28 protein-coding genes and 1 tRNA gene are annotated in these 26,754 nt (G+C 59.7%); 11 read left to right on the top strand and 18 right to left on the bottom strand.

What is annotated here, in order from left to right:
* Nucleotides 1-360: 360 nt before the first annotated feature.
* The 5 genes from KGB27_RS06240 to dapA form a co-directional block, all read right to left on the bottom strand.
* A tRNA-Ser gene (locus tag KGB27_RS06240) sits at nt 361-450 on the bottom strand.
* A gap of 84 nt (nt 451-534) precedes the next feature.
* On the bottom strand, nt 535-1,248 hold the full coding sequence (purC, locus tag KGB27_RS06235; protein ID WP_008034929.1) for a phosphoribosylaminoimidazolesuccinocarboxamide synthase: 714 nt from the start codon (nt 1,246-1,248) through the stop codon (nt 535-537).
* A gap of 28 nt (nt 1,249-1,276) precedes the next feature.
* A complete protein-coding gene (locus KGB27_RS06230) occupies nt 1,277-2,035 on the bottom strand; it encodes an MBL fold metallo-hydrolase (RefSeq protein ID WP_223553597.1) in 759 nt (252 codons plus the stop codon).
* Nucleotides 2,036-2,039: 4 nt separating this feature from the next.
* The gene (gene bamC / locus KGB27_RS06225) at nt 2,040-3,155 is read right to left on the bottom strand and encodes an outer membrane protein assembly factor BamC (protein ID WP_008034927.1); all 1,116 of its coding nucleotides are present in this window, start codon (nt 3,153-3,155) and stop codon (nt 2,040-2,042) included.
* 17 nt (nt 3,156-3,172) lie between these two features.
* Nucleotides 3,173-4,051 carry a 4-hydroxy-tetrahydrodipicolinate synthase gene (gene dapA / locus KGB27_RS06220; protein ID WP_008034926.1) on the bottom strand — a complete coding sequence of 293 codons (879 nt, stop codon included), beginning with the start codon at nt 4,049-4,051 and terminating at the stop codon, nt 3,173-3,175.
* Nucleotides 4,052-4,380: 329 nt separating this feature from the next.
* Here dapA and KGB27_RS06215 point away from each other — a divergent pair, with 329 nt between their 5' ends.
* Both KGB27_RS06215 and KGB27_RS06210 read left to right on the top strand, forming a co-directional pair.
* Nucleotides 4,381-4,941, top strand: a complete 561-nt coding sequence (locus tag KGB27_RS06215) for a glycine cleavage system protein R (RefSeq protein WP_008034925.1) — start codon at nt 4,381-4,383, stop codon at nt 4,939-4,941.
* A 10-nt stretch (nt 4,942-4,951) separates the two neighbouring features.
* A complete protein-coding gene (locus tag KGB27_RS06210) occupies nt 4,952-5,425 on the top strand; it encodes a peroxiredoxin (protein WP_008034924.1) in 474 nt (157 codons plus the stop codon).
* Between the two features lie 120 nt (nt 5,426-5,545).
* Here KGB27_RS06210 and KGB27_RS06205 read toward each other — a convergent pair whose 3' ends face one another.
* Together KGB27_RS06205 and KGB27_RS06200 are read right to left on the bottom strand one after the other, a co-directional pair.
* Nucleotides 5,546-6,616 carry an AI-2E family transporter gene (locus KGB27_RS06205; RefSeq protein ID WP_008034923.1) on the bottom strand — a complete coding sequence of 357 codons (1,071 nt, stop codon included), beginning with the start codon at nt 6,614-6,616 and terminating at the stop codon, nt 5,546-5,548.
* Nucleotides 6,617-6,647: 31 nt separating this feature from the next.
* A complete protein-coding gene (locus tag KGB27_RS06200; protein ID WP_008034921.1) occupies nt 6,648-6,887 on the bottom strand; it encodes a sulfurtransferase TusA family protein in 240 nt (79 codons plus the stop codon).
* 98 nt (nt 6,888-6,985) lie between these two features.
* On the opposite strand from KGB27_RS06200, the gene KGB27_RS06195 reads away from it, so the two are divergent.
* The gene (locus KGB27_RS06195) at nt 6,986-8,419 is read left to right on the top strand and encodes a M48 family metalloprotease (protein WP_008034920.1); all 1,434 of its coding nucleotides are present in this window, start codon (nt 6,986-6,988) and stop codon (nt 8,417-8,419) included.
* A gap of 66 nt (nt 8,420-8,485) precedes the next feature.
* On the opposite strand, the gene KGB27_RS06190 is transcribed toward KGB27_RS06195, so the two are convergent.
* The 4 genes from KGB27_RS06190 to rpoE all read right to left on the bottom strand — a co-directional run bounded on the left by KGB27_RS06190 (nt 8,486) and on the right by rpoE (nt 12,262).
* Complete coding sequence (locus KGB27_RS06190) at nt 8,486-9,916, bottom strand: DegQ family serine endoprotease (protein WP_008034918.1); 1,431 nt, start codon at nt 9,914-9,916, stop codon at nt 8,486-8,488.
* 181 nt (nt 9,917-10,097) lie between these two features.
* Nucleotides 10,098-11,054, bottom strand: a complete 957-nt coding sequence (locus tag KGB27_RS06185) for a MucB/RseB C-terminal domain-containing protein (protein ID WP_223553595.1) — start codon at nt 11,052-11,054, stop codon at nt 10,098-10,100.
* An 8-nt stretch (nt 11,055-11,062) separates the two neighbouring features.
* The gene (locus KGB27_RS06180; protein WP_008034916.1) at nt 11,063-11,650 is read right to left on the bottom strand and encodes a sigma-E factor negative regulatory protein; all 588 of its coding nucleotides are present in this window, start codon (nt 11,648-11,650) and stop codon (nt 11,063-11,065) included.
* Between the two features lie 30 nt (nt 11,651-11,680).
* Nucleotides 11,681-12,262, bottom strand: coding sequence for an RNA polymerase sigma factor RpoE (gene rpoE, locus KGB27_RS06175; RefSeq protein WP_007944079.1), 582 nt, complete (start codon nt 12,260-12,262; stop codon nt 11,681-11,683).
* A 558-nt stretch (nt 12,263-12,820) separates the two neighbouring features.
* On the opposite strand from rpoE, the gene nadB reads away from it, so the two are divergent.
* Complete coding sequence (gene nadB / locus KGB27_RS06170) at nt 12,821-14,437, top strand: L-aspartate oxidase (protein ID WP_008034915.1); 1,617 nt, start codon at nt 12,821-12,823, stop codon at nt 14,435-14,437.
* On the opposite strand, the gene KGB27_RS06165 is transcribed toward nadB, so the two are convergent.
* Nucleotides 14,406-14,858, bottom strand: a complete 453-nt coding sequence (locus tag KGB27_RS06165) for a protein YgfX (protein WP_223553592.1) — start codon at nt 14,856-14,858, stop codon at nt 14,406-14,408. The genes nadB and KGB27_RS06165 overlap by 32 nt on opposite strands.
* A complete protein-coding gene (locus KGB27_RS06160; protein WP_007944081.1) occupies nt 14,842-15,096 on the bottom strand; it encodes a succinate dehydrogenase assembly factor 2 in 255 nt (84 codons plus the stop codon). Before KGB27_RS06160 ends, KGB27_RS06165 begins: the two co-directional genes overlap by 17 nt.
* A gap of 150 nt (nt 15,097-15,246) precedes the next feature.
* Here KGB27_RS06160 and KGB27_RS06155 point away from each other — a divergent pair, with 150 nt between their 5' ends.
* Nucleotides 15,247-16,188 (top strand): YgfZ/GcvT domain-containing protein, encoded by a 942-nt coding sequence (locus tag KGB27_RS06155; protein WP_223437292.1) that lies wholly within the window; start codon nt 15,247-15,249, stop codon nt 16,186-16,188.
* Nucleotides 16,189-16,223: 35 nt separating this feature from the next.
* Nucleotides 16,224-17,045, top strand: a complete 822-nt coding sequence (locus KGB27_RS06150; RefSeq protein WP_008036012.1) for an HDOD domain-containing protein — start codon at nt 16,224-16,226, stop codon at nt 17,043-17,045.
* 89 nt (nt 17,046-17,134) lie between these two features.
* Here KGB27_RS06150 and KGB27_RS06145 read toward each other — a convergent pair whose 3' ends face one another.
* Entirely contained in the window at nt 17,135-18,523 is a 1,389-nt protein-coding gene (locus tag KGB27_RS06145; RefSeq protein ID WP_223553589.1) for a sensor histidine kinase, read from the bottom strand.
* Nucleotides 18,516-19,187 (bottom strand): response regulator, encoded by a 672-nt coding sequence (locus KGB27_RS06140; RefSeq protein WP_008034908.1) that lies wholly within the window; start codon nt 19,185-19,187, stop codon nt 18,516-18,518. Before KGB27_RS06140 ends, KGB27_RS06145 begins: the two co-directional genes overlap by 8 nt.
* 390 nt (nt 19,188-19,577) lie before the next feature.
* Between KGB27_RS06140 and KGB27_RS06135 the strand changes: the two genes are divergently transcribed.
* Genes KGB27_RS06135 through KGB27_RS06120 form a run of 4 tightly spaced genes read left to right on the top strand, consistent with a single transcriptional unit; the run spans nt 19,578 to nt 23,621 of the window.
* Nucleotides 19,578-20,555 carry a Bug family tripartite tricarboxylate transporter substrate binding protein gene (locus KGB27_RS06135; RefSeq protein ID WP_008036010.1) on the top strand — a complete coding sequence of 326 codons (978 nt, stop codon included), beginning with the start codon at nt 19,578-19,580 and terminating at the stop codon, nt 20,553-20,555.
* Nucleotides 20,556-20,613: 58 nt separating this feature from the next.
* The gene (locus KGB27_RS06130; protein WP_008034905.1) at nt 20,614-21,072 is read left to right on the top strand and encodes a tripartite tricarboxylate transporter TctB family protein; all 459 of its coding nucleotides are present in this window, start codon (nt 20,614-20,616) and stop codon (nt 21,070-21,072) included.
* Between the two features lies 1 nt (nt 21,073).
* Nucleotides 21,074-22,588, top strand: coding sequence for a tripartite tricarboxylate transporter permease (locus tag KGB27_RS06125; protein ID WP_008034898.1), 1,515 nt, complete (start codon nt 21,074-21,076; stop codon nt 22,586-22,588).
* The gene (locus tag KGB27_RS06120; protein ID WP_223553586.1) at nt 22,581-23,621 is read left to right on the top strand and encodes an AbrB family transcriptional regulator; all 1,041 of its coding nucleotides are present in this window, start codon (nt 22,581-22,583) and stop codon (nt 23,619-23,621) included. Before KGB27_RS06125 ends, KGB27_RS06120 begins: the two co-directional genes overlap by 8 nt.
* Nucleotides 23,622-23,748: 127 nt before the next feature.
* On the opposite strand, the gene ung is transcribed toward KGB27_RS06120, so the two are convergent.
* Nucleotides 23,749-24,441 (bottom strand): uracil-DNA glycosylase, encoded by a 693-nt coding sequence (gene ung / locus KGB27_RS06115; RefSeq protein ID WP_223553584.1) that lies wholly within the window; start codon nt 24,439-24,441, stop codon nt 23,749-23,751.
* Between the two features lie 132 nt (nt 24,442-24,573).
* Here ung and KGB27_RS06110 point away from each other — a divergent pair, with 132 nt between their 5' ends.
* Nucleotides 24,574-25,677: an enoyl-CoA hydratase/isomerase family protein gene (locus tag KGB27_RS06110; protein WP_223553581.1), complete on the top strand. Its 1,104-nt coding sequence runs from the start codon at nt 24,574-24,576 to the stop codon at nt 25,675-25,677.
* Nucleotides 25,678-25,736: 59 nt separating this feature from the next.
* Here KGB27_RS06110 and KGB27_RS06105 read toward each other — a convergent pair whose 3' ends face one another.
* The gene (locus KGB27_RS06105; protein ID WP_008036217.1) at nt 25,737-26,204 is read right to left on the bottom strand and encodes a hypothetical protein; all 468 of its coding nucleotides are present in this window, start codon (nt 26,202-26,204) and stop codon (nt 25,737-25,739) included.
* A 167-nt stretch (nt 26,205-26,371) separates the two neighbouring features.
* Nucleotides 26,372-26,614 (bottom strand): hypothetical protein, encoded by a 243-nt coding sequence (locus KGB27_RS06100; RefSeq protein ID WP_008025780.1) that lies wholly within the window; start codon nt 26,612-26,614, stop codon nt 26,372-26,374.
* Nucleotides 26,615-26,754 lie beyond the last annotated feature (140 nt).

The following is a 26,754-nucleotide window of genomic DNA, read 5'->3' as shown; positions in this document are numbered from 1 at the left end:
CTCATGATACCAAACAAGGTTTGGCAGCGGCTAGCAATGTCGCCGATGCGTGAGCTGACTCCCAATAAATGTGCAAAAACGCCGCTTTTCCAGAGACTGGAAAGCGGCGTTTTCACATCCGGGATTCAGCTGTTTTTGTAAGGCCACAAGAATATCGGCGGGACTCTCGGCGCAGTTGTAGGCAAAATCCGAGAGATGCGTACGAACGTACATCTGCTGTCAAGGTGTTGACGAGGTGGCCACCGCTGAATACCGACGCCTAGTACTTACTTCTAGGCGCCCCCTAAAAAACGCACTAAAAAATCTACAGAAACGAAAAAGCCCCGTAGCTTATTCAGCTACGGGGCTTTTTCTATGTAATGGCGGAGAGATAGGGATTCGAACCCTAGGTACCGGTGAAGGTACAACGGATTTCGAATCCGTCCCATTCGGCCACTCTGGCATCTCTCCAACGGCGCGCATCATAACAACACTTTTGCCGGAAGCGAACCCCCAAAGCGAAATTTTTTCCGTGCTATCAGATGCTTGCGTCGATTAAAGCGGTACGCCCAGACGATTGGCGACTTCTTCGTAGGCTTCGATGACGTCACCGAGGCCCTGACGGAAGCGGTCCTTGTCCATTTTCTTGCCGGTGGCCTTGTCCCACAGACGGCAGCCGTCCGGGCTGAACTCGTCGCCCAGGACGATGGAGCCGTCGGAGAACACGCCGAATTCGAGTTTGAAGTCGACCAGCAGCAGGCCGGCGTCGTCGAACAGTTTGCTCAGGACTTCGTTGACCTTGAGCGACAGTTCTTTCATGCGAACCAGTTGCTCGGCGGTGCCCCAACCGAACGCCACGACGTGGGATTCGTTGATGAACGGGTCGCCCTTGGCGTCGTCCTTCAGGAACAGTTCGAAGGTGTAAGGGTTGAGCTTCATGCCCTCTTCGACACCCAGGCGCTTGACCAGGCTGCCGGCGGCGTAGTTACGCACGACGCACTCGACCGGGATCATGTCGAGTTTTTTCACCAGGCATTCGTTGTCGCCCAGCAGTTTGTCGAATTGAGTCGGCACGCCGGCTGCTTCGAGTTTCTGCATGATGAAGGCGTTGAACTTGTTGTTCACCATGCCTTTGCGGTCGAGCTGCTCGATGCGCTTGCCGTCGAACGCCGAGGTGTCGTTGCGAAACAGCAGGATCAAGCGGTCAGCGTCATCGGTCTTGAAAACCGATTTGGCTTTGCCGCGGTAGAGTTCTTCACGTTTTTCCATGATGGGCTCCGCTTGCTAAGTAGGTGGGCTAGGCGATGTGTCGCCAGTCGAGCCCTGAATCTTGATCGGCCAGTTGCAGCCAGTCCGGGTCGCACCCGAGGGTGTCGACAAAACATTGCCGGGCCAGCTGCGGCAGGTTGTTCTTGCTGCTCAGATGGGCCAGGACCAGGTGTTGCAGGCCTTGCCAGCCCAACTCGCACACCAGGAATGCCGCCTGGTGGTTGTTCAAATGTCCCAGTTCACCACCCACCCGCTGCTTGAGAAAGTACGGGTAGTGACCGCGAGCCAGCATGTCACGGCAATGGTTGGCCTCGATCATCAACGCATCGAGGTCACGATAGCCGTCCAGCACCTTGTTGCAGTACGAGCCCAGGTCGGTCAACAGGCCGAAGCGCCGCTCACCGTCACTGAACACATATTGCGTCGGCTCCTGTGCATCGTGGGCCACGGCAATGACGCCGATGCTCAGTGCGCCGATCTGCAGTTGCTCGCCGCCAGCCAGAAGGCCGGCCGGTTCAATCGGTTTGCGCATCCCGCGCAGGGTGCCGCGACTGAGGTAGACAGGCAGATTGTAGCGCCGAGACAGCAAACTCACGCCATGCACGTGGTCGGCATGTTCGTGGGTTACGAGTATCGCGCTCAACTGCGCCGGGTTCACACCCAGGCGCAGCAAGCGTTTTTCGGTTTCCCGCAAGGAGAAACCACAATCCACCAGCACATACGTATCAGCGCTGGCTATCAGCGTGCCGTTCCCTTGGCTACCGCTGCCGAGAACGGCAAAACGCATGTGATCAGCCCAGGTTGTCCTGAATCACGCTCAACACTTTGCGCGCCACGTCAGCCGGCGCCACGGTGTTGATGTTTTTCTCGACGGTGACCTGAACGGTATCGCCTACCTTGCTCAGGCGAACCTGATAACGCTCGGCACGGGCTTCAACTTCTTCCTTGTCCGGCTTGCTGCCGAACAAACCGCTGAGGAAACCAGGCTTCTCGTCTTTCTTCTCGGCTTTTTCGGCCAGGTTGATGTAGTACAGGCCCAGGCTGCGGTTGATGTCTTCAACGCGCCATTCGCCCTGCTCCAGCGCACGACCGACGCTCGACCAGGCACGATCCAGGTCGGTGCCGACGTTCAGAACCGGGTTGCCGCTGCCGTCTTCGCTCAGGCTGACACGGCTTGGCGCATCAAAATCACGCGAGGCCAGCATGGAGACCGAACCGCCCTTCTCCGACGTGCGGCTCATGCTTGCCAGCATGTCGTCGACCAGCGCTGCGTCCAGGCCAGTGTTGACCGAACGGTTGGTGAAGGCCACATCGGCGGTGCTGCCGGCAGGACGCTCGGCGCTGACCACATAGACTTCACTGGTGTTGCGCTGCACGCCTGGCTCGATACGGACCCGCACGCGGGTTTCGCTGTCGGCGCCGACACCGGCTGCGCTCAGGCGCTTGGCCATCGCTGCGGACAGTTCGTCGGAATGCTGCCAGGTGGTGGTGAACTCGCCGGTTTGCGGGCGCTGTTCATCCAGACGGAAACCGTTGTCCTGGAAGAACTGCACAGCCACTGGCCAGACTTCGGCTGGCGGGTTTTGGGCCAGGATCGACCTCGAATCACCGCTCTTCTGCAGCGAGTAGGCACTGGCGTCGGCAGCAGCGGACAGCGGCTGCGGACGCGGCACGATGTATTCGCCCTTGACGGTGTCATCGGCCACGTTGCGCGGGATCGGCAGCAGCGGATCCAGACGCTTGGCAGTGCTGACGTCCGTTGGCAATTGCATAGGTGCAGTCTGTTGCGCTTCCAGGTAATCGCTACCACGGTCACGGAAATAACCTTCCGGGCCCCAGACCCATCCACAGCCACTGGTGCTGGAGATAATCAAGGCAAGTGCGGAAAGTCCGGCCAATCGCTTCATGCGTAGTGCTTCCTCAATTAAACCAGTACGCCGGACTGGCGCATGGCCTGCCGCAGCGGTTCGTGACAGGCAGCGCTGAGCCAGGTGAGCGGCAGACGGATACCGTCCGGCATCAAGCCCATTTCATGCAGTGCCCATTTCACGGGGATAGGGTTGGATTCGATAAACAGGGTTTTATTGAGCGGCATCAGCTTTTCGTGAATCGCGCGGGCCGTGACGGCATCGCCTTTCAGAGCAGCGTTGCACAGGTCGGCCATGTCGCGCGGGGCAACGTTGGCGGTCACCGAAATGTTGCCTTTACCGCCGAGCAGGATCAGCTCGACCGCTGTCGCGTCGTCGCCGGAAAGCACCACGAAGTCTTCGCTGACGCCGTCGATGATCGCTTTGGCACGGGCCAGGTCGCCAGTGGCTTCCTTGATACCGATGATGTTTTTCACGGTCGACAGGCGGATCACGGTTTCGGTCAGCATGTCACACGCCGTACGGCCCGGTACGTTGTACAGGATTTGCGGAATGTCGACGGCTTCGGCGATGGCCTTGAAGTGCTGGTACAAACCTTCCTGGGTCGGCTTGTTGTAGTACGGCGTCACCAGCAGGCAAGCATCGGCGCCGGCGGTCTTTGCATTGGTGGTCAGCTCGATGGCTTCGCGGGTCGAGTTGGCGCCGGTACCGGCGATCACCGGAATGCGCCCTGCAACCTGCTTGACCACGTAACGAATCACTTCGATGTGTTCGTTCACGTCTAGCGTGGCCGATTCACCTGTCGTGCCGACCGCCACGATGGCGTGGGTGCCGTTTTGCAGGTGAAAGTCCACCAGTTTGCTCAGGCTGTCCCAGTCGAGACGACCCTGTGCATCCATGGGTGTGACCAGTGCCACCATACTGCCCGCAATCATGCAACCGCTCCTGCCGGAAAAAGAGAGCCGTAATGGTACTGGCGCCAAGATGCTTGTACAAGCGAAGTACTGCGCTGCTGCCATTCCCCTTGGCGCTGCTTTTCGCTACCCTTCAGACTTTGATCGGTACTGACAAGCTCGTACGCCGGGTTTCAGCCTCCATTTTCGGCATCACAAGCCCCGATCCAGCGTTGCCACCCTTCGCTCTTGCCTTAATGGAGCACGTTGCAACCTTCCGGCTCGGGTTTTCTGAATTCGCATCCGCAGGCTCGCCCCCGGTAATAAAAGCCCGTAGAAGTATCGACCGCTCATCGCTTTAGGAATGCTGCATGTCCACCCCCACAGTTCGCGAACAATTCCTTGTCATCAGTGCCCTCGGCGCCAACCCCATGGAGCTGACTAACGTCCTGTGCCGCGCCAGCCATGAAAACCGCTGCGCCGTGGTCACCTCTCGCCTGACCCGTCACGGCGAGTGCAGTGCGTTGATCCTCGAGATCTCCGGTAGCTGGGACGCCCTGGCGCGCCTGGAAGGCAGCCTGCCGAGCCTCGCCAAGAAGCACGCCTTCACGGTCAACGTGGTGCGCAGCGCGGCGCTGGAGAACCGTCCCCAGGCCCTGCCGTACGTTGCCTATGTCAGCTCGGCTTACCGCTCGGACATCATCAACGAACTGTGCCAGTTCTTCATGGACCACAACGTCGAGCTGGAAAACCTGACCTGTGACACCTATCAGGCACCGCAAACCGGCGGGACCATGCTCAACGCCACGTTCACCGTGACCTTGCCGGCTGGCGTGCAGATCAGCTGGTTGCGCGACCAGTTCCTGGATTTCGCCGACGCGCTGAACCTGGATGCCCTGATCGAACCGTGGCGCCCACAAAACCCAATGTAAGGAAGCTTTCATGGCCGTTGCCATCGACCAACCGGTTGCCGACTTCGAAGCACCCGCCACCAGCGGACAGACCGTCAGCCTCGCGAGCCTTAAAGGCAAGCAAGTGGTGATCTACTTCTATCCGAAGGACAGCACGCCGGGCTGCACGACCCAGGGCCAGGGCTTTCGCGATCAGCTCGATGCCTTTAAAGCGGCTAACACCGAAGTCTTCGGCGTGTCCCGCGACAGCCTGAAATCTCACGAGAACTTCAAGGCCAAGCAAGCGTTCACCTTCGAGCTGATCAGCGACAAGGAAGAGGCGCTGTGCCAGCTGTTTGATGTGATCAAGCTGAAGAAGCTTTATGGCAAGGAATACATGGGTGTTGATCGCAGCACGTTTTTGATCGACAAGAACGGTGTGCTGCGTCAGGAATGGCGCGGCGTGAAGGTGCCGGGGCATGTGGATGCTGTTTTGGCTGCCGCACAGGCATTGAACAAAGCCTGATTTTGATGGCGCCTGTTCTGGCGCCTTCGCGGGCAAGCCTCGCTCCTACAGGTTTTGAGTCGTACCCAAGCCCCCTGTAGGAGCGAGGCTTGCCCGCGAAGAGGCCCTCAAGACGGACAATTAAAGTAACGGTGCCACAACAGGCTCCTTCCGAGGCCAGGCATCCAGCACGGCCTTGAACAGCGTCGCCAGCGGAATCGCAAAAAACACCCCCCAGAATCCCCATAACCCGCCAAACAACAACACCGCGCAGATGATCGCCACCGGATGCAGGTTGACCGCTTCCGAGAACAGCAGCGGCACCAGCACATTGCCATCCAGCGTCTGAATAATTCCGTAGACCGCCATCAAATAGATGAACTGATCGCTCCAGCCCCACTGGAACAACGCAATCAGCAGCACCGGCACGGTCACCACCACGGCCCCGACATAGGGCACCACCACCGACACGCCTACCAGCAACGCCAACAGTGCTGCGTAGTTGAGCCCCAACACGACAAACGCGATGTAGGTCACGCCACCACAGATGAAAATCTCAATGACCTTGCCGCGAATGTAGTTGGCGATCTGCCGGTTCATTTCGTGGGCAACACGGGTGATCAGCGCGCGTTCACGAGGCAGATAACCGCGAACCCACTGGCCGATCATTTCCCGGTCCTTGAGAAAGAAGAACACCAGGATTGGCACCAGCACCAGGTAAATCATGATGTTGACCAACAGTGGCAGGCTCGACAGCGAGAACGTCAGCGCCCATTGGCCGAACTTGCCGATCTCGCCGCGCGCGGCCTCGATGGCCTGCAACACCTGCTCGTCGGACACCAGGTGCGGATAACGCTCGGGCAGCAGCAACAACAGTGATTGCCACTTGGCGAGCATGCCGGGCAACTCGTTGAACAAGGTGATCAACTGGTGCCAGAGCAACGGCACCACGACAATAATGAACACCAGCAAAACGCCCATGAACAAGGCAAAGACCGCTCCGACGGCCACCCCGCCCGGCACCCGCAGGCGCTCAAGTGTCACCACCAATCCCTGCATCAGATACGCCAGCACCATCCCGGCGAGCACCGGCGCAAGCATGCCGCCCAAGGTGAGCACGGCGGTAAATGCCAAAAACAGCAGGACCGCCAGCACCACCGCTTCTTCATCGGAGAAATAGCGCTGAATCCAGTCGCGTAACACTTTGAACATCAATAATCCTTAGAAACGAACGCAGCAATTTTCAGGCTTTTTTCAGCCAGTAGCGGTAAACGCCCGCTTCATCTTCTTCACGAAGCAGCGTATGACCGGCCAAACGGGCAAAGGTGCGGAAGTCGCGCTGCGAACCCGCATCGGTGGCGATCACCTTGAGTACCGCGCCGCTGGCCATCTTGTTGAGTTCCATCTTGGCCTTGAGCAGCGGCAACGGACAATTCAGGCCGCTGGCGTCCAGTTCGGCGTCATGGGCTACAGCGTCGGTCATTGCGTTACTCCGGGTCAGGTGGTCGAGCGGCTTAGAATATCTGGTCCGAAGCGTACTGTCCGGCTACAGTAAGGTCTTTGTCGACTAAGGCTTTGTGCATGACTTTTTTGCGCCCTACCCTGCTGACGCTCGCTTGCCTGCTCGCCTCACCGGGCTTCGCCGACGACCTGCCGTCACTCGGTGACGCCAGTTCTGCAATCGTCTCTCCACAACAGGAATATCAGCTGGGCCGCGCCTGGCTGGCGCTGCTGCGCAGTCAGGTTGACCAGCTCAATGACCCGCAACTCAAGGACTATGTCGAGTCCAGCGTCTACCGGTTGGTTGAGACCAGCCAGGTCAATGACCGGCGTCTGGAGTTCATCCTGATCAACAGCCCGCAGCTCAACGCCTTTGCGGCACCGGGCGGGATCGTCGGGGTCAACGGTGGTTTGTTCCTTAATGCCCAGACCGAAGGCGAATATGCCTCGGTACTCGCTCACGAACTGGCTCACTTGTCGCAGCGCCACTTTGCCCGTGGCGTCGAAGCGCAACAACGCATGCAGGTGCCGATGATGGCCGCACTGCTGGCCGGGATCGTGATTGCCGCTGCCGGTGCCGGTGATGCCGGGATCGCGGCTATTGCGGGCACGCAGGCGGCAGCGATTCAGGAACAACGACGTTTCTCGCGCCAGAACGAGCAAGAGGCCGACCGCATCGGCATCCTCAACCTTGAAAAAGCCGGTTACGACCCTCGCTCGATGCCAACCATGTTCGAGCGGTTGGCGCGCCAATACCGCTTCGACGCCAAGCCACCGGAGTTCTTGCTGACTCACCCGGTGACCGAATCGCGTATCGCCGACACCCGCAACCGCGCCGAGCAGGCCAAACCCGGCGGCATTGAAGACAGCATGCGTTATCAACTGATTCGTGCGCGAGTCCAGCTGATCTACGAAGAAACCCCAGGCCTGGGCGCCAAGCGCTTCCGCGCACAGCTGGATGAAAACCCGAAAAACGACGTTGCGCGTTATGGCCTGGCGATCGCCCAGATAAAGGGCGGCCAACTGAACGAAGCACGGGAAAATCTCAAGTTGCTGCTGGCCAAGTCGCCAAACGAGATCATCTACAACCTGGCGCAGATCGATCTGGACATCACCAACAACCGCCTGCCAGACGCCCAAACCCGGGTGGACCGGATGCTGACTCAGTATCCGGGCAACTATCCACTGAATCAGGTGCGCGTCGATTTGCTGCTCAAGCAAAACCGGGCGCCCGAAGCGGAAAAAGCGCTGGAGAACCTGCTCAAAAGCCGTCCCGATGATCCGGATGTCTGGTACATGGTGGCGGAAACCCGTGGCCTTTCAGGCAACATCATCGGCTTGCATCAGGCGCGCGCCGAGTACTTTGCGCTGGTTGGCGACTACCGTCAGGCCATTCAGCAACTGGACTTCGCCAAGCGCAAGGCCGGGACCAACTTCCCGTTGTCATCGCGTATCGACGCCCGCCAACGGGAGCTGATGGAGCAGGAGCGCATGATCAAGGACATGATGGGCTGACACTTTTCACCAGGCATAAAAAAACCGCCTCTTTCGAGGCGGTTTTTTATTCAGCCGACAACCGGTTTATTCAGCCAGTTTGAAGGTGATGAAGCTGGCGCGATTCTGACGCAGAACCCGCATCGACACCGAGCGGTTCTTCGGCAGCGCCTTGGCGATATCGGTGAACTCCTTGGCGGAACCAATCGCCTGATTGTTCAGGTGAGTGATGACGTCGCCTGGCTGCAAGCCGATCAGGGATGCAGGACCGTCCTGAACTTCCTTGATCACCACGCCACCTTTGAGGTCGTAGGTTTTCTTCTGTTCGTCGGTCAGCTCGACCACGGAAACACCCAGGCGATTGCTGCTGCGCTCGGTGGCCGATTTCGGCAGGGCATCCAGCTCTTTGCCCTCTTCAGGGATAGCGCCGACGGTCAGCTCGACATTCTGGCGCTTACCTTCACGAATCACTTCAAGGTTTGCCTTGGCGCCAGCCTTCAGCGCGCCGACTAGATGCGGCAGATCGGCAGACATGACGATCGGTTGACCGTTCATGCTCAGGATCACGTCACCCACTTGCAGGCCACCCTTGGCCGCCGGACCGTCATCCTGGATCTGCGCCACCAGTGCACCGGCCGGTTTATCAAGACCGAACGACTCGGCCAGATCCTTGCTCACTTCCTGAATCACGACACCCAACCATCCACGGCTGACCTTGCCGCCGCTTTTCAGCTGGTTGGAAACGTCCATGGCCACATCGATCGGGATTGCGAACGACACGCCCATGAAACCACCGGAACGGGTGTAGATCTGAGAGTTGATCCCCACCACTTCGCCCGCCAGGTTGAACAGCGGACCACCGGAGTTACCCGGGTTGATCGGCACGTCGGTCTGGATGAACGGCACATAGTTTTCGTTCGGCAGGCTGCGACCGATGGCACTGACGATGCCTTGGGTCACAGTGTGGTCGAAACCGAATGGCGAGCCGATGGCCACGACCCACTGACCAGCCTTCAGGTCCTGGGATTTACCCAGCTTCAGGACCGGCAGATCCTTGCCTTCGATTTTCAGCAGCGCCACGTCGGAGCGTGGATCGGTGCCGACCAGTTTGGCTTTCAATTCACTACGGTCAGCGAGACGGACGAGAATTTCGTCGGCATCGGCGATCACGTGGTTGTTGGTCAGGATGTAGCCGTCAGACGAGATGATGAAACCCGACCCCAACGACTGGGCTTCGCGCTGACGATCACCGCGCGGCGTACGCGGTTGTGGCGGCATGCCGCGCTCGAAGAACTCGCGCAACATCGGCGGCAAGCCTTCAAGGTCTGGCATCTGCTGGCTCGACACTTTGCGGTCCGGCAGTTTCTGCGTGGTACTGATGTTTACCACCGCGGGCGAGGCCTGCTCGACCAGCTGCGTGAAGTCAGGCAACTCGGCCGCTTGTACAGCGACCGCCTGACCGAGCACCAGCACGGTGGCAAATATGGAGAGGTAAGACTTCAAGCGTGGTATCGACATACGGCTCCCGTTACGACGAGCATGGTTAAGCGATATGGAGCAAGGAACACCGGGAACGATACGCCGGTATTTTTGTTCCGGGAACAACAAACAAGGCCAGAGCCGAGGGGCTCTGACCTATAAAAAATTTCGGGGATATTTGCAAATTGAAATGCTCACCAAACATTTCGGTTTCAGCTCACTACTGGGTTGCAGTGGCATCGGAGCGCATGGACAGCGCAATCCGTTCAGCGGTGCCTACCGGGATTTCACCGACGACGGTGACCATCATCTCGCCTTGAGGGGTGGTCAAGCGCCGGGATACCGCGACGGTCGGGCCCAACTGAGTGCGGGTATCGGTGACGGGGGCACCATTGAGCGGCTCAAGGAACACCGAAAAACGTGCGAGACCATCGTCATACATCAGACTGCTGACCTGGGTTTTGGTCGCGGGATCCTTGCGTGAAGTGCTGCTGGTCAGCTCAAAGCCGGCAGGCAACCAGTCCGAATGCCAGGTCTGGGCAGCCTTGACGGCTGAAGCCTTGTCGCTGTCGAGGGTGATGGCTTTGCAATCCGGGCCTGCCCGCAAATCATCGTCGGAAGGCAAATCGGAGGTATCCAGCTGCGTGAACTGGAACCGCTCCAGCAACTGCCCTTTCTCATTCAGAAGCAATGATTTGAGCGGCAGGCCGGTTTCTTTATCCAGATGCAATTCAAAACCGTAGCGATGTTGATCGCGAGGCGTCAGGGTAACGATGACTGCCGCACGGCCGGCCACACGCGACTTGCCGATGACGGCAAGGTCGTACCAATTCTTGAGCTTCTGTGGATCGAGTGTACGAGCAGCGGAGTTGGGGGAATCCCCAAGCCCTGCAATCAGAATGCCGCTGACGCATTGAGTACGCCCATCAATGCGCACAACTTCCTGAGCCTGGCCGTCGAGCTGGAGTAAACGCTCATGGACCTTGCCATCCTGGACGCGGTGCCAGATGTTGTGGGTAGAAAAACTACCGTTTCGCTCGTAGACAAAAGTACCGTGAAAGCTTTGCTGCTGCTCGGCCTGGCCAAGACGGGTCAACCAGTCTTGTGCCTCATCGGCATGGGCTGGAACAATGAACCAGCCACTAAGCAGAAGCGAAAGTAGAGGTATGGCGCGCATGATCCTCCTTAACGGTTTTCCAGGCTCGCTGCACGAGCGTAAGGCAGAGCGCTCTCAGTACCTTTCAGTGCAGCCTGTTGAGCATGTTGGCGCAAGTAGCCTGGCAAACGCTGATCGTGCCAGCCCGGCTGAGCCTGCAATACGCCGTTGGCCATAGGACCAGTGGCTTCCGAGCTCTCATTATAGCCTGCCAAAACAGCTGGACCCTTGACCTGAGGAACGGCCAGACCCGGTTGAGTGGAGTGCTGAGCCAACTCGACACCCGCGATCTCGTCCTGGTTGTACAGACGAACACCTGCCAACACGGCGACGGTAACCGAAGCGGCTACAGCGAGGCGACCCAGGCTGCGCCATGGACCACGGGAGACTTTCGCCGGTACGGCTTCGTCAGCCAGCGCAGCAGAAACGGCCGCTGCAATGTCCAGACGTGGAAGCAGCAGATCCTTGTGCATCACTGCCCGAGCGATTTGATAACGAGCCCATGTTTCACGGGTTTCAACATCGTCAAAGGCATTCAATACCCGACGCAATTCCAGTTCGTCCGCTTCGTTATCCATCACTGCGGACAGCGATTCCTGCAGGGCTTCACGACTCATGGCGTTCCTCTCTTGGCTGTCGCCGCTGTCTCAGTTTTCCTGCAACAACGGCTGCAGGGCTTTATCGATGGCCTCCCGAGCGCGGAAAATCCGGGAGCGCACGGTACCCACCGGACACTGCATGACTGCCGCAATGTCCTCGTAACTCAGACCATCAAACTCACGTAAAGTTAAAGCCGTACGCAAATCTTCCGGCAGTTGCTGAATGGTTCGATGGACGGTGCCTTCGATCTCATCCCGCAGCAATGCGCGCTCAGGCGACTCGAGATCCTTGAGGCCATGATCGCCATCGTAGAACTCTGCATCTTCGGAACTGACATCGCTATCCGGCGGCCGACGGCCGCGTGAAACCAGATAGTTTTTCGCCGTGTTGATGGCGATGCGGTAAAGCCACGTGTAAAACGCGCTGTCCCCGCGAAAATTTCCAAGCGCACGGTACGCCTTGATAAAGGCTTCTTGTGCCACATCCTGGGCTTCATGGGTGTCGTGCACGAAACGCACGATCAACCCGAGAATTTTGTGCTGATATTTCAGCACTAGCAGATCGAAAGCTCGCTTGTCGCCGCGCTGAACGCGTTCGACCAGCTGCTGATCCTCTTCCTGGGTTAGCATGAACTCTCCTCGATAAGCTCGGAGGAAGCTTGCATAACTAAACGACCAGACTTGCAAACATAGACTCGGGCTTTTCGCAAAAGTTCTCCCCCTCCAAGCAAGTTTCCTGCGGGCTCTGATTTGGCACGCACGAAAAGCGCAGCTCGGCATAACCCGGCTGCGCGAATAATCTTGTCATCGGATTCGCCGGCAAGGATCAAACCGCAATCCTGCATTGAAGCCGACACTGTCCCTTGATTCAGGCAACGGTCTATTGATCTTGGGCCTTTGGCAAAAGTTCCAAATATTTATAGCTGCGCAAGACCGACATTGTGCAACCGTGAATGGAAAAAGACTGTTAAATCGACGATACAGTCTTCTTGTCGCCGAACCGGTCGAAAAATCATCCGACGAAGCGTCAAGTCTTTTCCGTCACAGTAGTTTCACAATGCCATGTGACCTCGGCTATTGTGCCGCTCCCCCCCTCTATATACTAGTGCGCTGTGTGGCCGCCTTGACTCGCCGATGCGGGAGTCATGCGCCAACCCCGACCCGGGTCGCTTTGAGCGGAATCCTGAAATGAGCCAACAGTTTCAACACGATGTTCTGGTGATTGGCAGCGGTGCTGCCGGTTTGAGCCTTGCGCTGACCTTGCCCGATCATTTGCGCATTGCCGTACTGAGCAAAGGCGACCTCGCCAATGGCTCGACCTTCTGGGCCCAGGGCGGTGTCGCTGCCGTGCTGGATGACACCGATACCGTTGAATCCCACGTCGATGACACCCTGAATGCCGGCGGTGGCCTGTGCCACGAAGACGCCGTGCGCTTCACCGTCGAGCACAGCAAAGAGGCCATTCAATGGCTGATCGATCAAGGCGTGCCGTTCACCCGCGATGAACAATCCGGCACCGAAGATGGCGGTTTCGAGTTTCACCTGACCCGCGAAGGCGGTCACAGCCATCGGCGCATCATTCACGCCGCCGATGCCACCGGCGCAGCGATTTTCAGAACCCTGCTCGACAAAGCCAGACAACGGCCCAACATCGAGTTGCTGGAACAGCGGGTCGCCGTCGATCTGATCACCGAAAAGCGCCTGGGCCTTGAAGGCGACCGCTGCCTCGGCGCCTACGTGCTCAACCGCGGCACCGGGGAAGTCGACACCTACGGCGCACGCTTCGTGATCCTCGCGTCCGGCGGTGCCGCCAAGGTCTACCTCTATACCAGCAACCCCGACGGCGCCTGCGGTGATGGCATCGCCATGGCCTGGCGTTCGGGCTGCCGGGTGGCGAACCTGGAGTTCAACCAGTTTCACCCGACGTGCCTGTATCACCCGCAGGCCAAGAGTTTCCTGATCACCGAAGCCCTGCGCGGCGAAGGTGCGCACCTGAAACTGCCCAATGGCGAACGCTTCATGCAGCGTTTCGACCCGCGCGCCGAACTGGCGCCACGGGACATCGTTGCCCGGGCCATCGACCATGAGATGAAGCGCCTGGGTGTCGATTGCGTTTATCTGGACATCAGTCACAAGCCGGAAGCGTTCATCAAGACGCACTTCCCGACGGTGTACGAGCGCTGCCTGGAGTTTTCCATCGACATCACCAAGCAACCGATTCCGGTGGTTCCCGCAGCGCACTACACCTGCGGCGGCGTGATGGTCGATCAGCAGGGCCGCACCGACGTGCCGGGGCTGTATGCAATTGGCGAAACCAGTTTCACTGGCCTGCACGGCGCCAACCGCATGGCCAGCAACTCGCTGCTGGAATGTTTCGTTTACGCACGCTCGGCGGCAGAAGACATTCTCGAGCAGCTGCCGCAGGTTTCGATTCCGGTCGCCCTGCCCGTCTGGGATGCCAGCCAGGTCACCGACTCGGATGAAGACGTGATCATTGCGCACAACTGGGATGAACTGCGGCGATTCATGTGGGACTACGTCGGCATTGTGCGCACCAACAAGCGCCTGCAACGTGCGCAACACCGCGTGCGGCTGTTGCTGGACGAAATCGACGAGTTCTACAGTAACTACAAGGTCAGCCGGGACTTGATCGAGCTGCGTAACCTGGCCCAAGTGGCGGAACTGATGATTCAGTCAGCCATGGAACGCAAGGAAAGTCGCGGCCTGCATTACACCCTCGACTACCCGAACCTGCTGCCGGAGGCGCTGGACACTATTCTGGTGCCGCCCACCTACGCCGACTGAACGTGAGCCGAACCCGCAGGCGTCGGTGCACATCCGCCGCCTGCGAATCCCTGGGCACACAGATCGCCCGGACCCGCCGCTCGCCTTGCAGGCGAAAACGCAGGACGACGACCAGCGGCAGCGCGAGGCTGTCCGGCCGTAGCTGAACCGCCTGCCAACCCGCCACCTGATTCCACAACTGCCAGCCATCCGCATCACGACGCAAGCCGCGAAACGCCTGTGGGTGTGTCAGTAGAATCTGGCGTGGCAATGCCCAAACGCCATGAGCCAGGCAGCAAAAAGCGCCGAGCAAGCTGGCCCAGACCGGTATGGCAAGCAGAAACAACGAACCCAGCGCGAACAGCTGGGTCAACAGATACGCCGCCAGCAACTGCCCAGAGGCATGCCAGCGGCATTCGAACGCATTACTTGGGCTGGACACGATCCAGGATCATGCGAACCATGCGCTGCAGCTCCGGATCTTCCGACTCGGCACGTTCCATGAACCAGCCGAACATGTCCTGATCTTCGCATTCGAGCAGCTTGCGGTAGCAATCGCGGTCGACATCATTGAGGTGCGGGTAGACCTCTTTCACGAACGGCACCAGCAACACGTCAAGTTCAAGCATGCCGCGGCGGCTGTGCCAGTAGAGGCGATTCAGTTCAACATCTTCGACCATGGAGCGCTCCTCAAATAGGCGGCAAGTATACAGCCCCGGACACCATCGAACAGTCGGCTTTGGTCGGGCACTGTCGACCTTTTGTGAACTACCCATTTCATGGGCGCCCCCTTATGATGTCCCCCAGACTCTTTTACCCTGCGATCTCCCATGGCCGATTCTGCTTTTTTCTGCACCCTGTCTCACGAAGGCGTTCTCGCGGTCCGCGGCGCGGATGCCAGCAAATTTCTGCAAGGCCAGCTGACCTGCAACCTCAATTACCTGAGCGACACCCAGGCCAGCCTCGGCGCGCGCTGCACCCAGAAAGGCCGGATGCAATCGAGCTTCCGCATTCTGCTGCAAGGTGATGGCGTGCTCATGGCCATGGCCACCGAGCTGCTGGAGCCGCAACTGGCGGACCTGAAGAAGTACGCGGTGTTCTCCAAATCGAAATTGACCGATGAAAGCGCTGCCTGGGTCCGCTTCGGCGTTGACCATGGCGATGCCGCCCTGATCGGCCTGGGTCTCGAACTGCCGGCGGACACCGACAGCGTGGCGCGCAATGACGGATTGATCGCCATCCGCGTTTCACCGGACCGCGCCGAACTCTGGGTTGCCGCCGATCAGGCCGACGTCATCAAGGGCCGGTTATCTGCTTTGCTGACCGAGGGCGATCTCAATCAATGGCTGCTGGGTCAGGTCCGCGCAGGGATCGGCCAGGTGATGCCGGGCACACGCGAATTGTTCATTCCGCAGATGCTCAATCTGCAGGCCGTCGGCGGCGTGAGCTTCAAGAAAGGTTGCTACACCGGCCAGGAAATCGTTGCGCGGATGCAGTACCTGGGCAAACTCAAGCGCCGCTTGTATCGTCTGAAGCTGGACGCCAGTGCATTACCTGAACCCGGCACACCCTTGTTTTCCCCGACACACGGCAGTTCCATCGGCGAAGTGGTGATTGCCGCGCACGCCGGACAAAACATTGAACTCCTGGCCGTCTTGCAAGCCGAAGCGGCGGAAGGTGGCGACGTCCATCTCGGCGCGATCGAAGGGCCGGCCCTGCATCTGCTTGACTTGCCTTATGAACTGGATCGCGATCGCGAAATCCAGCGTTAACAGCAGTACTTGTTGCAACACCCTAGAGAAAAGAAATGAGCGATTTGGCGGATAAGGTCCAACAGGATTTGGTTGAGGCCATCGATAACGATGACCTGGTTCTGCCAACGTTGCCGGAAGTGGCCCTGCAGATTCGCAAGGCCGCTGAAGACCCGGAAATAAGTGTCAGCACCCTGAGTAAAGTGATTGGCCGTGATACGGCGCTGTCGGCACGCCTGATCAAAGTGGTCAATAGCCCGCTGCTGCGCGCGACCCAGGAAGTCACTGACTTGCACACGGCAATCACGCGCCTGGGCGTCAATTACAGCAGCAACCTGGCCATCGGTCTGGTCATGGAGCAGATTTTCCATGCGCGCTCTGACGTGGTGGAGAAAAAGATGCGCGATGTCTGGCGCAAAAGCCTGGAAATCGCCGGGGTCAGCTACGCGCTGTGCCGCAGTTACACGCAGCTCAAGCCCGATCAGGCGGCGCTGGGCGGACTGGTGCATCAGATTGGCGTACTGCCGATCCTGACCTACGCCGAAGACCACTACGAGCTGCTGTCGGACCCGGTCAGCCTGAACCATGTGATCGACCACATTCACCCGCTGCTCGGCGACAAACTGCTCAGGGTCTGGGAGTTTCCGGAAATGCTGGTGCAATTGCCGGGGCTGTATCTGGACTTCAAGCGCGAGTCCGAACGCGTCGACTATGTGGATCTGGTGCAAGTGGCCAGTTTGTATTGCCACAAGGACACCGACCACCCCATCGCCCGTATCGACCCGCTCGGCGTGCCGGCCTTCAAGAAGCTGGGAATCGACCCGGAGAATGAGTCGATGTGCAGGGATCTGGAAGAATCGCGGTCGATGTTCTATTAAAAGCTTCGCGGGCAAGCCTCGCTCCTACAAAAGCATCGTAATACCTGTAGGAGCGAGGCTTGCCCGCGAAGGGGCCAGTACGAACACCATCACTCTCCCGCGATAAAACTCACCCGCACCTTCAACCCCGCCTGCTCGCCATCGTGCAGGCTGATATGTGCCAGATGCGCGCGGCAGATCTCGCCGACAATCGCCAACCCCAACCCCGACCCGGCCACTTGCTGGTTGCGCCGATAGAAGCGCTCGAACACCCGATCACGCTCTTCCAGCGGAATCCCCGGCCCGTCATCCTCGACCTCCAGCACCGCCGGCGCCGAGACCCGCAGGATCACATTGCCGCCGGGCGGCGTATGGGCCAGCGCGTTGTCCACCAGATTGCTCAACAGCTCGTTCAGCAGCGTCGGCTCACCGCGCAGCCACACCGGTTCGTCGGCTTCCAGCGCCAGCGCGACGCCGCGGGCATGGGCCAGCGGCGCCATCGCCATGCCCAGCTCCCGGGCCAGCTGACTCAGATCGAGTAATTGTGCACCGCCCTCGGCAATCGCCCGGGCACCGTTTTCGACACGCGCCAGCGAAAGCAATTGGTTGGCCAGATGGGTCAAACGATCCGTGCCTTGCGCTGCCGTTTCCAGCGTATTGCGCCAGGTTTCGGGCTCGCCCGAACGCAGGCCGAGTTCAAGTCGCGCCTTGAGCGCCGCCAGTGGCGTGCGCAGTTCATGCGCAGCATCGGCAATGAACTGCGCCTGACGTTCGAACTGCCCGCGCAGGCGCTCGGTAAAGTGATTGAGCGCACGCACCAACGGCCACAATTCTCGCTGCACCTCCACCAGCGGCAGCGGCCGCAAGTCATCGGACTGGCGCTCTTCCACCGCCGTGCGCAAGCGTTCCAATGGGCGCAACGCCGCACTCACCGCAAACCACACCATCAGCAACGCGCCGACCGCCAGCATGCCCAGCCGCAACAACGTGTCTGCCGCCAGGCTACGGGCCATGCTGACGCGTGCCTCGTCGGTTTCCGCCACGCGAATTTCCGCCATGCCGTTCATGTTCGGCTCGCTCACGGGTTTGAGCAGGCTGACCACCCGCACGTTCTGCCCCCGATACGTCGCGTTGTAGAAACGCGCCAACGCCGGATAGTCATCGGTGCGCGGCGTTCCCGGTGGTGGAGCTGGAAGGTTTTCGTAGCCGGAAATCAGGTTCTGGTGAATGTCGTTGACCAGGTAAAAAATTCGCCCGGCACTGTCGTAGGCAAACGTATCCAGCGCCACGTAAGGCACATCGGCACTGAGCGTTCCGTCACGCTGGGACACCCCGGCGGCGATGGTTCGCGCAGAAGCCAGCAAGGTCCGGTCATACGCGGTATCGGCGGCTTCGCGACCATTCCAGTACGCGCTCAATCCACTGGCCAGCATCAACACCACCAGCAACAGCGCGAGGTTCCACAACAACCGCCAGCGCAGGCTGCTGGGCTTATGCATCGCGGCTTTCCAGCAAATAGCCGAGGCCGCGGAACGTCACGATGGCGACCGGTTGGCCGTCGAGTTTCTTGCGCAAGCGGTGGACGTAGATTTCGATGGCGTCAGGGCTGGCCTCTTCGTCGAGACCAAACACTTGGGCAGCCAGTTGCTCCTTGCTCATCACCCGACCGGGACGCGCAATCAGCGCTTCGAGCACCGCTTGTTCGCGGGAGGTCAGGGTCAGCAATTCGTCGCCGAGGGTGAAGCGTCGGGTGTCCAGATCGTAAGCCAGCACACCGCAGGTCTGCTGGCGTTCGCCGCCGAGCACACTGCGACGCAGCAAGGCTTTGACCCGGGCTTCGAGCTCGGTTAGTTCGAATGGTTTGGCCAGGTAATCGTCAGCGCCGAGGTTCAAGCCATGCACACGATCCTTGACGTCGCTGCGGGCGGTCAGCATCAGCACCGGCAGGTTCTTGCCCCGGGCCCGCAAGCGCGCCAGCACCTCGAAGCCATCCATGCGCGGCAGGCCGACATCGAGGATCGCCATGGCGTATTCCTCGCTGCTCAGCGCCAGGTCGGCGGCCACGCCGTCGTGCAGCACATCCACGGTCAGCCCGGTGCTCTTGAGCGCCTGGGCGACACTGTCGGCGAGTTGCAGATGGTCTTCGACGAGCAGAACACGCATGGATCTTTACCTCATTCAGGGATGTTCGACGCCATTCTTTGGCGCGGAGTTTACAGCCGCATCCGCCGCTGTGAAGCCCGAAAACCGTGAAAGTCCGCTGAAAGGTTAGTGAAAGGTTCGACCGTTAGAGTCGGCCCACGGATGGTTTCGACTGAAAGCCATCGATCGTGCTTTGAAATGTAGCTCCCGAAAAACGCCTCGATGCGTTTTCGCCAATAAGAACAATAACGAGGTACTTCGCCATGCTGTCCACACAGCTCCAGGTTTGCCCGCCTCATCTCTTTTTTCAATTCCCGTCGTTTACGTTTGTCAGCGCCACCAACGGCTGCGCGACGCGAAACTGCCGCACCTGAAACATCCCCAAAAACAACAACTCCCGTGGAGACAACAATGAATCGATCACTGCGCCGTTTCGCCCTCGCCGCCAGCTGCATGCTGTTTGCCGGCCAACTGATGGCCGAGCCCAAGCGCCCGGAATGCATCGCCCCGGCCTCGCCCGGCGGCGGTTTCGACCTGACCTGCAAACTGGCGCAAAGCGCGCTGATGAACGAGAAACTGCTGAGCAAACCGATGCGCGTGACCTACATGCCCGGCGGTGTCGGCGCAGTGGCGTACAACGCGGTGGTCGCTCAGCGTCCGGCCGACGCCGGCACGCTCGTGGCGTGGTCCAGCGGCTCGTTGCTGAACCTGGCCCAGGGCAAGTTCGGTCGCTTCGATGAAACCAACGTGCGCTGGCTGGCAGCGGTCGGCACCAGCTACGGCGCCATCGCGGTGAAAAGCGATTCGCCTTACAAGACCCTCGACGATCTCGTTCAGGCGCTGAAGAAAGATCCAAGCAAAGTGGTGATCGGTTCCGGCGGCACCGTCGGCAGCCAGGACTGGATGCAAACCGCGTTGATCGCCAAGGCCGCCGGGATCAACCCGCGCGATCTGCGTTACGTCGCCCTCGAAGGTGGCGGCGAAATCGCCACCGCCCTGCTCGGCGGCCACATCCAGGTCGGCAGCACCGACATCTCCGACTCCATGCCGCACATCCAGAGCGGCGACATGCGCCTGCTGGCGGTGTTCTCCGATAAGCGCCTGGACGAGCCGGAAATGAAAGACATTCCGACCGCCAAAGAGCAAGGCTACGACATCGTCTGGCCAGTGGTTCGCGGTTTCTACCTCGGGCCAAAAGTCAGCGATGAAGACTACGCCTGGTGGAAAGACTCCTTCGACAAACTGCTGGCGTCCGATGACTTCGCCAAGCTGCGCGATCAGCGTGAACTCTTTCCGTTCGCCATGACCGGCCCGGAACTGGACACCTACGTGAAGAAGCAGGTCGCGGACTACAAAGTGCTGGCCAAAGAGTTCGGCCTGATTCAGTGATCGCCTCTGTCTAGCGGCTGCGGCCCCGCACTGCGGGGTCGCGGCACAGGAGTTCCCCATGCTCGTACAACGCATTTTCGCATCGGTGCTGCTGCTGGCCTGCGCCAGCCTGGTGCTGATGGCCTGGCCCTACCAGGCGCCTTTTTCCTACGAACCGATCGGCCCTCGCGCCTTCCCCTTGCTGATGCTGGGGCTGATGGGAATGGGCTTGATCTACATGGTGTTTCGCCCGTCCCCGATCAAACACTCCGAAGAAGACCCGCCGCTGGATCGTGAAACCCTCCACAAGATCGGCCGCTGCGTGGTGCTGCTGCTGGTGTTCGCCGGCCTGTTCGAACCGTTGGGCTTCATCCTCAGCAGCATTTTGATCGGCATTCCGATGGCGCGCCTCTACGGCGGACGCTGGTTGCCAAGCGCAGTGATCATCAGCCTGATGAGCATCGGTCTGTACCTGCTGTTCGACAAAGTGATGGACGTGCCGCTGCCTCTGGGTCTGCTCGACGTTCTGGAGAACTGAAATGGATACGCTTGGTTATTTGAGTCACGGCTTCGGCGTCGCACTGACCCCTTACAACCTGGTCACCGCACTCAGCGGCACGCTGATCGGCACCGTCGTCGGCCTGCTGCCCGGCCTCGGTCCGATCAACGGCGTGGCGTTGCTGATCCCGATTGCATTCGCCCTCGGGCTGCCACCGGAATCGGCACTGATCCTGCTGGCTGCGGTTTACCTGGGTTGCGAGTACGGCGGCCGGATCAGTTCGATCCTGCTGAACATTCCGGGCGAAGCGTCCACCGTCATGACCACCCTCGACGGCTACCCGATGGCCCGTCAAGGCATGGCCGGTGTCGCGCTGTCGCTGTCGGCGTGGAGCTCGTTCATCGGTGCCTTTATTGCCACGTGCGGGATGGTGGTGTTCGCGCCGATCCTGGCGAAATGGGCGATTGCCTTCGGTCCGGCGGAATATTTCGTCCTGATGGTGTTCGCGATTGTCTGCCTCGGCGGCATGGCCGGTGATCGACCGCTGAAGACCTTTATCGCGGCGCTGATCGGCCTGTTCCTGTCGACCGTCGGCATCGACGCCAACAGCGGTGTCTACCGCTTCACCGGCGACAACATCCACCTCACCGACGGCATTCAGTTCGTGGTGTTGGTGCTGGGCCTGTTCTCCATCAGCGAGATTCTGTTGCTGCTGGAAAAAACCCATCGCGGCCAGGAAGCGTTCAAAGCCACCGGCCGCATGATGTTCAACTTCAAGGAAGCTGCGTCGGTGTTCTGGGTGAACATGCGGTGCGGTGTGCTGGGTTTCATCATGGGCGTTTTGCCTGGCGCCGGTGCAACACTTGCCAGCGCCGTGGCCTACATGACCGAGAAACGTATCGCCGGCCCAAGCGGCAAATTCGGACAGGGCGACAAGCGCGGTCTGGCCGCTCCGGAAACCGCCATCGGTGCTGAAGCCTGCGGTGCGCTGGTGCCGATGCTGACCCTGGGTGTTCCCGGTTCGGGCACGACGGCGGTGATGATCGGTGCGTTGTCGCTGTACAACATCACGCCGGGCCCACTGCTGTTCCAACAGCAACCGGACATCGTCTGGGGCCTGATCGCGTCGTTGTTCATTGCCAACATCATGCTGGTGATCCTCAACATTCCGATGATCCGCATCTTCACCCGCATCCTCGCCGTACCGAACTGGGCGTTGGTGCCAATGATCGCGATCATTACCGCCATCGGCGTGTTCGCGGTGCATGCCACCACCTTCGACCTGTTCCTGATGATCGGCATTGGCATCTTCGGCTACATTCTGCGCAAGCTGGATTTCCCGTTGTCGCCGGTTTTGCTGGGTTTCATTCTCGGAGGTTTGATGGAACAGAATCTGCGCCGTGCACTGTCGATCTCCAACGGTTCGCTGGAGATTCTCTGGTCGAGCGGGATCACGCTGGGTGTCTGGGCGTTGATCGTGGTGATGTTGCTGGTGCCGATCCTGCGGATCTGGCGCAAACGTTCGGTCGCTCGTCGCGCGGTCGCCGATGTCTGATCGAACACCCTTCAAGGCCTGGTGGGGTACGCCGCTGGTCGGCGCGCTGGGCGGTTACCTGGCCAGCCAGATCGGCTGGCCACTGCCGTGGATGGTCGGCTCGTTGCTGGCGATCATCCTCGTGCGTTGCCTGACGCCCTGGCAATTGGCCGAAATCCCTGGCGGCCGCAAGGTCGGCCAGTGGGTCGTCGGCATCGGCATCGGCCTGCACTTCACCCCGGTGGTGATGGAGCAGGTGTTGAGCCACTTTGGCCTGATCTTCTTCGGTGCGTTGATCACCAGCCTGTCCGCCGTGGTCGGGGTCTGGTTGATGCGCCGTACCGGTGAGGATCGCGCCACCGCATTTTTTTCCAGCATGCCCGGCGGCTCCGGGGAGATGGTCAACCTCGGCGCACGCAATGGCGCGGTGCTCAGTCGCGTAGCGGCCGGGCAAAGCCTGCGGGTGCTGGTGGTGGTGCTTTGCGTACCGGCGGCGTTCAAGTATTTGCTGGGCGACGGCGCACCGGTTTTTCATCCGACGGCCGTCAACTGGTGGTGGCTGGCCCTTCTATTTCCAGCGGGCGCCTTGGCGGCGTGGATTTGGGAGCGTTTGCGTCAACCCAACCCGTGGCTGTTCGGGCCGTTGCTGGTGAGCGCGGCGGTGAGCATTGGTTGGGATCTGCACATTGGTTTGCCCAACGGCGCTAGCCAGATTGGCCAATGGCTGATCGGCAGTGGCTTGGGCTGCCATTTCAATCGGCAGTTTTTCCGGCGTGCGCCTTCGTTTATGGGGCGGACGTTGATTGGTACGGTGTTGACCATGTTGATCGCCACGGCGGCAGCCTTGGGATTGAGTGCGCTGACACATCTGGATTTGCGTTCGCTGACCCTGGGCATGATGCCCGGCGGGATTGCGGAGATGAGCCTGACGGCGGAGACCCTGCAATTGTCGGTGCCGCTGGTGACGGCGATGCAGGTGATGCGGTTGTTGTTTGTGTTGTTTCTGGCGGAGCCGTTGTTCAAGTATTGGAACCGGAATCCGGATTCGGTCTGATAGACCGAGTCGCTCCCTTCGCGGGCAAGTCGGATCGCCGCCCGCTCGCTCCTACAGGGTTTGTGTCGTATGTGAATTATATGCTCGACACAAATCCTGTAGGAGCGAGGCTTGCCCGCGAAGCTTTTTAGACTGGCGGCAACCGCCAATCAATCGGCGTCTCGCCATTCTGCTCAAGAAACTTGTTGGTCCGGCTGAAGTGCCCGCACCCGAGAAAACCGCGATAAGCGGACAGCGGTGACGGGTGCACCGACGTCAGCACCAGATGCTTGGTCGCGTTGATCAGCTTCTGTTTGCTCTGGGCATGGGCGCCCCACAGCATGAACACCAGATGCGGTTGCTGCTGGCTGACCACTTCAATAATCCGGTCGGTAAAAAACTGCCAGCCCTTGTCCTTGTGCGCATTGGCATTGGCGCGCTCGACGGTCATGGTGGTATTGAGCATCAACACGCCCTGATCGGCCCAGCTCTGCAGATAGCCGTGATTGGGAATGTCGATGTTCAGGTCGCGTTTCAACTCCTTATAGATGTTCACCAGCGACGGCGGCGCCGGCACGCCCGGTTGCACCGAGAAGCACAAGCCATGGGCCTGGCCTGGCCCGTGATACGGATCCTGACCGAGAATGACGACCTTGACCTTGTCCAGCGGCGTCGAGTTGAGCGCGTTGAAAATCATCGGGCCCGGTGGATAAATCTCCTTGCCGGCCGCACGCTCCTGTTGCAGGAAATCGCGCAACTCTGCCATGTAGGGCTGGTCGAATTCGGCACGCAGTGCCTCCTTCCAGCTCGGTTCGAGTTTGATACGGTCGTCAGCAGTCATGGTTACATCCGGCAAAAACAATGGGGCGAACCCTAGGAAAGCCCATCACGCTTGTCAATTGATCTGACGCAGATCCGGCACTTTCCTGCATTGCGATCATACTGAACGCTCAAATTCCCGATCGAGGTCACGATGAATCTGCACTTCGAAGAACTCACCGGCACCGACGGCGCCCGCATCGGCGTTGCCAGCCTGGATGCCGAAAAATCCCTGAACGCCCTGTCCTTGCCGATGATCAACGCCCTGCGCGATCAACTGGACGCTTGGGCCAAGGATCCGCAAATCGTCTGCGTGCTATTGCGCGGTCATGGCGCCAAGGCCTTTTGCGCCGGTGGCGAAGTGCGCAGCCTGGTGGAAGCCTGTCGCGCGCACCCCGGCGTAGTGCCCCCGCTGGCCGCAACTTTCTTCGCGGCGGAATACCGGCTGGACTTCAGCCTGCACACCTACCCGAAACCGTTGATCTGCTGGGGTCACGGTTATGTACTCGGCGGCGGCATGGGCCTGCTGCAGGGCGCGAACATCCGTATTGTCACGCCGAGCAGCCGTTTGGCGATGCCGGAAATCAGCATTGGTTTGTATCCGGATGTCGGTGCCAGTTGGTTTCTGTCGCGCCTGCCCGGCAAGCTCGGCTTGTTCCTCGGCCTGACCGGCGCGCACATGAACGGTCGCGATGCGATCGATCTGGGCCTGGCCGACCGCTTCCTGCTCGATGAACAGCAAGAAGAGCTGATCGAAGGCCTGCTGCAATTGAACTGGCAGGAACAGACGCCGATGCAGCTCAACAGCCTGCTCAAGGCCTTGCAGCAGGAAGCGCTGGCGCGAATGCCCGAAGCCCAGTGGCTGCCGCGCCGCCAGCAGATCGACGAATTGCTGGATGTCAGTGATGTACGATGCGCCTGGAAAGCCATCAGCCAACAGCGTGATAGCACGGACCTGGTACTTAGCCGCGCGGCGCGGACCCTGAGTGAAGGTTCGCCGCTGACTGCTCATCTGATCTGGCAACAGATCGCCCGCGCCCGGCATATGTCGCTGGCTCAGGTTTTCCAGATGGAATACACCTTGAGCCTCAACTGCTGCCGGCATCCGGAGTTCAGCGAAGGTGTGCGTGCGCGGTTGATCGACAAGGACCAGAAACCGCACTGGCATTGGCCTGATATCAATCACGTGCCGGATGCGGTGGTGGAGGCGCATTTTCGCAAGGTGTGGGAAGGTCGGCATCCGTTGGCGGATTTGTAAGGTCACAAAACGAAATGTGGGAGCAGGCTCGCTCCCACAGGTATTGCATTCAACTCATGTTATCGGTGGCTGCCTCGGCCAGAGTGATCGCCGCGACCGTAGTGGTCACCTCGTCCACCGTGATTGCGTCCGCCACCACGGTAATCATTGTTCCAATTGCCACGGTTACGGCCATCCCAGCCGCCCCGGCCATTGCCGTCCCAACCGCGCCCCTGGTGCGCCCGGTAATCGCTTCGTGGCGAAGGCTGGTAATAACGCGGTGCCGGTTGATACACCCGCGGCTGGTGGTAGTACCGCGGCGTTGGCTGGTAATAGCGGGCCGGTGGTGAGTAATACCGGCGCGGCGAGGTGTAGTAACCGCCACTGGAGTAGTAACCGCCGCCATCTGAGTAGTACGGCGCGGGGGACGTGTAAACCTCGGAACTGTAGTAGCTGCCTCCTCCATCGGCATAGGGCACGCACGCGCCAAGTGACAATCCTAATACAGCCATCAGAAGAATTGGGCGGAGCTGTTTTCGACAGAGCATGGCGGCCTCCTGGACCGCGAGTGAGCCACACCAGCGACGCTGGCGAGCGACAGTCAATTATTCGGTGACTGTCGAAAGATCAGACATCGTTTTCGACATCCGGTGCGCTCTTGAAACAAGTTGAAACATCTAGCCGATGAAAGGTTTTTCATCTATTCACCCGCTGATTAATGGTGCCGCCCATGGTATCCACCGCCGTAATAACGAGGGTGATGCCCGCCCCAATAGTAGTAGCGATAACCACCGTAAAAGCGCGGACCATAGTAATAACGCGGGCCGTAATAGTAGGAATACGGCGCATAGCCGGGGTAGTAATAAGGCGTGGAATACACGTCGTAGGTGCCGGCGTAGTAGTAGCAGCCGGACAACCCGACACCGAGCACAACGCCCAGTAACAGTCGACGAAACATGGCGGCCTCCTGAAAGACCACAGCCGATACAGCCGGCTGACACCTGTTTTGACTGGCAATCCGACGGCGAGTGCCGGACGACGCCTGACCTTCGGATCAGCGGCCAGCCACGCTGCATCTCAGTGCACGGGCGCACCATC

It is taken from the genome of Pseudomonas sp. BF-R-01 (assembly GCF_019946615.1).
GTDB classification, from domain to species: domain Bacteria; phylum Pseudomonadota; class Gammaproteobacteria; order Pseudomonadales; family Pseudomonadaceae; genus Aquipseudomonas; species Aquipseudomonas migulae.
The sequence above is the reverse complement of the archived record's forward strand: the minus strand, read 5'-3'. Positions and strand labels throughout refer to the sequence as shown.

Excerpts from the sequence above, each read along its gene's own strand:
- KGB27_RS06140 (WP_008034908.1), bottom strand. The coding sequence starts at position 19,187 with ATGCGTGTTCTGCTCGTCGAAGACCATCTGCAACTCGCCGACAGTGTC.
- KGB27_RS06210 (WP_008034924.1), top strand. The coding sequence starts at position 4,952 with ATGGCCGTTGCCATCGACCAACCGGTTGCCGACTTCGAAGCACCCGCC.
- KGB27_RS06130 (WP_008034905.1), top strand. The coding sequence starts at position 20,614 with ATGCTCGTACAACGCATTTTCGCATCGGTGCTGCTGCTGGCCTGCGCC.
- KGB27_RS06185 (WP_223553595.1), bottom strand. The coding sequence starts at position 11,054 with ATGCGCGCCATACCTCTACTTTCGCTTCTGCTTAGTGGCTGGTTCATT.
- KGB27_RS06200 (WP_008034921.1), bottom strand. The coding sequence starts at position 6,887 with ATGACCGACGCTGTAGCCCATGACGCCGAACTGGACGCCAGCGGCCTG.
- KGB27_RS06105 (WP_008036217.1), bottom strand. The coding sequence starts at position 26,204 with ATGCTCTGTCGAAAACAGCTCCGCCCAATTCTTCTGATGGCTGTATTA.
- KGB27_RS06100 (WP_008025780.1), bottom strand. The coding sequence starts at position 26,614 with ATGTTTCGTCGACTGTTACTGGGCGTTGTGCTCGGTGTCGGGTTGTCC.
- KGB27_RS06145 (WP_223553589.1), bottom strand. The coding sequence starts at position 18,523 with ATGCATAAGCCCAGCAGCCTGCGCTGGCGGTTGTTGTGGAACCTCGCG.
- bamC (WP_008034927.1), bottom strand. The coding sequence starts at position 3,155 with ATGAAGCGATTGGCCGGACTTTCCGCACTTGCCTTGATTATCTCCAGC.
- KGB27_RS06160 (WP_007944081.1), bottom strand. The coding sequence starts at position 15,096 with ATGGTCGAAGATGTTGAACTGAATCGCCTCTACTGGCACAGCCGCCGC.
- KGB27_RS06190 (WP_008034918.1), bottom strand. The coding sequence starts at position 9,916 with ATGTCGATACCACGCTTGAAGTCTTACCTCTCCATATTTGCCACCGTG.
- nadB (WP_008034915.1), top strand. The coding sequence starts at position 12,821 with ATGAGCCAACAGTTTCAACACGATGTTCTGGTGATTGGCAGCGGTGCT.
- KGB27_RS06135 (WP_008036010.1), top strand. The coding sequence starts at position 19,578 with ATGAATCGATCACTGCGCCGTTTCGCCCTCGCCGCCAGCTGCATGCTG.
- KGB27_RS06195 (WP_008034920.1), top strand. The coding sequence starts at position 6,986 with ATGACTTTTTTGCGCCCTACCCTGCTGACGCTCGCTTGCCTGCTCGCC.
- KGB27_RS06125 (WP_008034898.1), top strand. The coding sequence starts at position 21,074 with ATGGATACGCTTGGTTATTTGAGTCACGGCTTCGGCGTCGCACTGACC.
- KGB27_RS06120 (WP_223553586.1), top strand. The coding sequence starts at position 22,581 with ATGTCTGATCGAACACCCTTCAAGGCCTGGTGGGGTACGCCGCTGGTC.
- KGB27_RS06180 (WP_008034916.1), bottom strand. The coding sequence starts at position 11,650 with ATGAGTCGTGAAGCCCTGCAGGAATCGCTGTCCGCAGTGATGGATAAC.
- dapA (WP_008034926.1), bottom strand. The coding sequence starts at position 4,051 with ATGATTGCGGGCAGTATGGTGGCACTGGTCACACCCATGGATGCACAG.
- purC (WP_008034929.1), bottom strand. The coding sequence starts at position 1,248 with ATGGAAAAACGTGAAGAACTCTACCGCGGCAAAGCCAAATCGGTTTTC.
- KGB27_RS06155 (WP_223437292.1), top strand. The coding sequence starts at position 15,247 with ATGGCCGATTCTGCTTTTTTCTGCACCCTGTCTCACGAAGGCGTTCTC.
- KGB27_RS06230 (WP_223553597.1), bottom strand. The coding sequence starts at position 2,035 with ATGCGTTTTGCCGTTCTCGGCAGCGGTAGCCAAGGGAACGGCACGCTG.
- KGB27_RS06215 (WP_008034925.1), top strand. The coding sequence starts at position 4,381 with ATGTCCACCCCCACAGTTCGCGAACAATTCCTTGTCATCAGTGCCCTC.
- rpoE (WP_007944079.1), bottom strand. The coding sequence starts at position 12,262 with ATGCTAACCCAGGAAGAGGATCAGCAGCTGGTCGAACGCGTTCAGCGC.
- ung (WP_223553584.1), bottom strand. The coding sequence starts at position 24,441 with ATGACTGCTGACGACCGTATCAAACTCGAACCGAGCTGGAAGGAGGCA.
- KGB27_RS06150 (WP_008036012.1), top strand. The coding sequence starts at position 16,224 with ATGAGCGATTTGGCGGATAAGGTCCAACAGGATTTGGTTGAGGCCATC.
- KGB27_RS06205 (WP_008034923.1), bottom strand. The coding sequence starts at position 6,616 with ATGTTCAAAGTGTTACGCGACTGGATTCAGCGCTATTTCTCCGATGAA.
- KGB27_RS06110 (WP_223553581.1), top strand. The coding sequence starts at position 24,574 with ATGAATCTGCACTTCGAAGAACTCACCGGCACCGACGGCGCCCGCATC.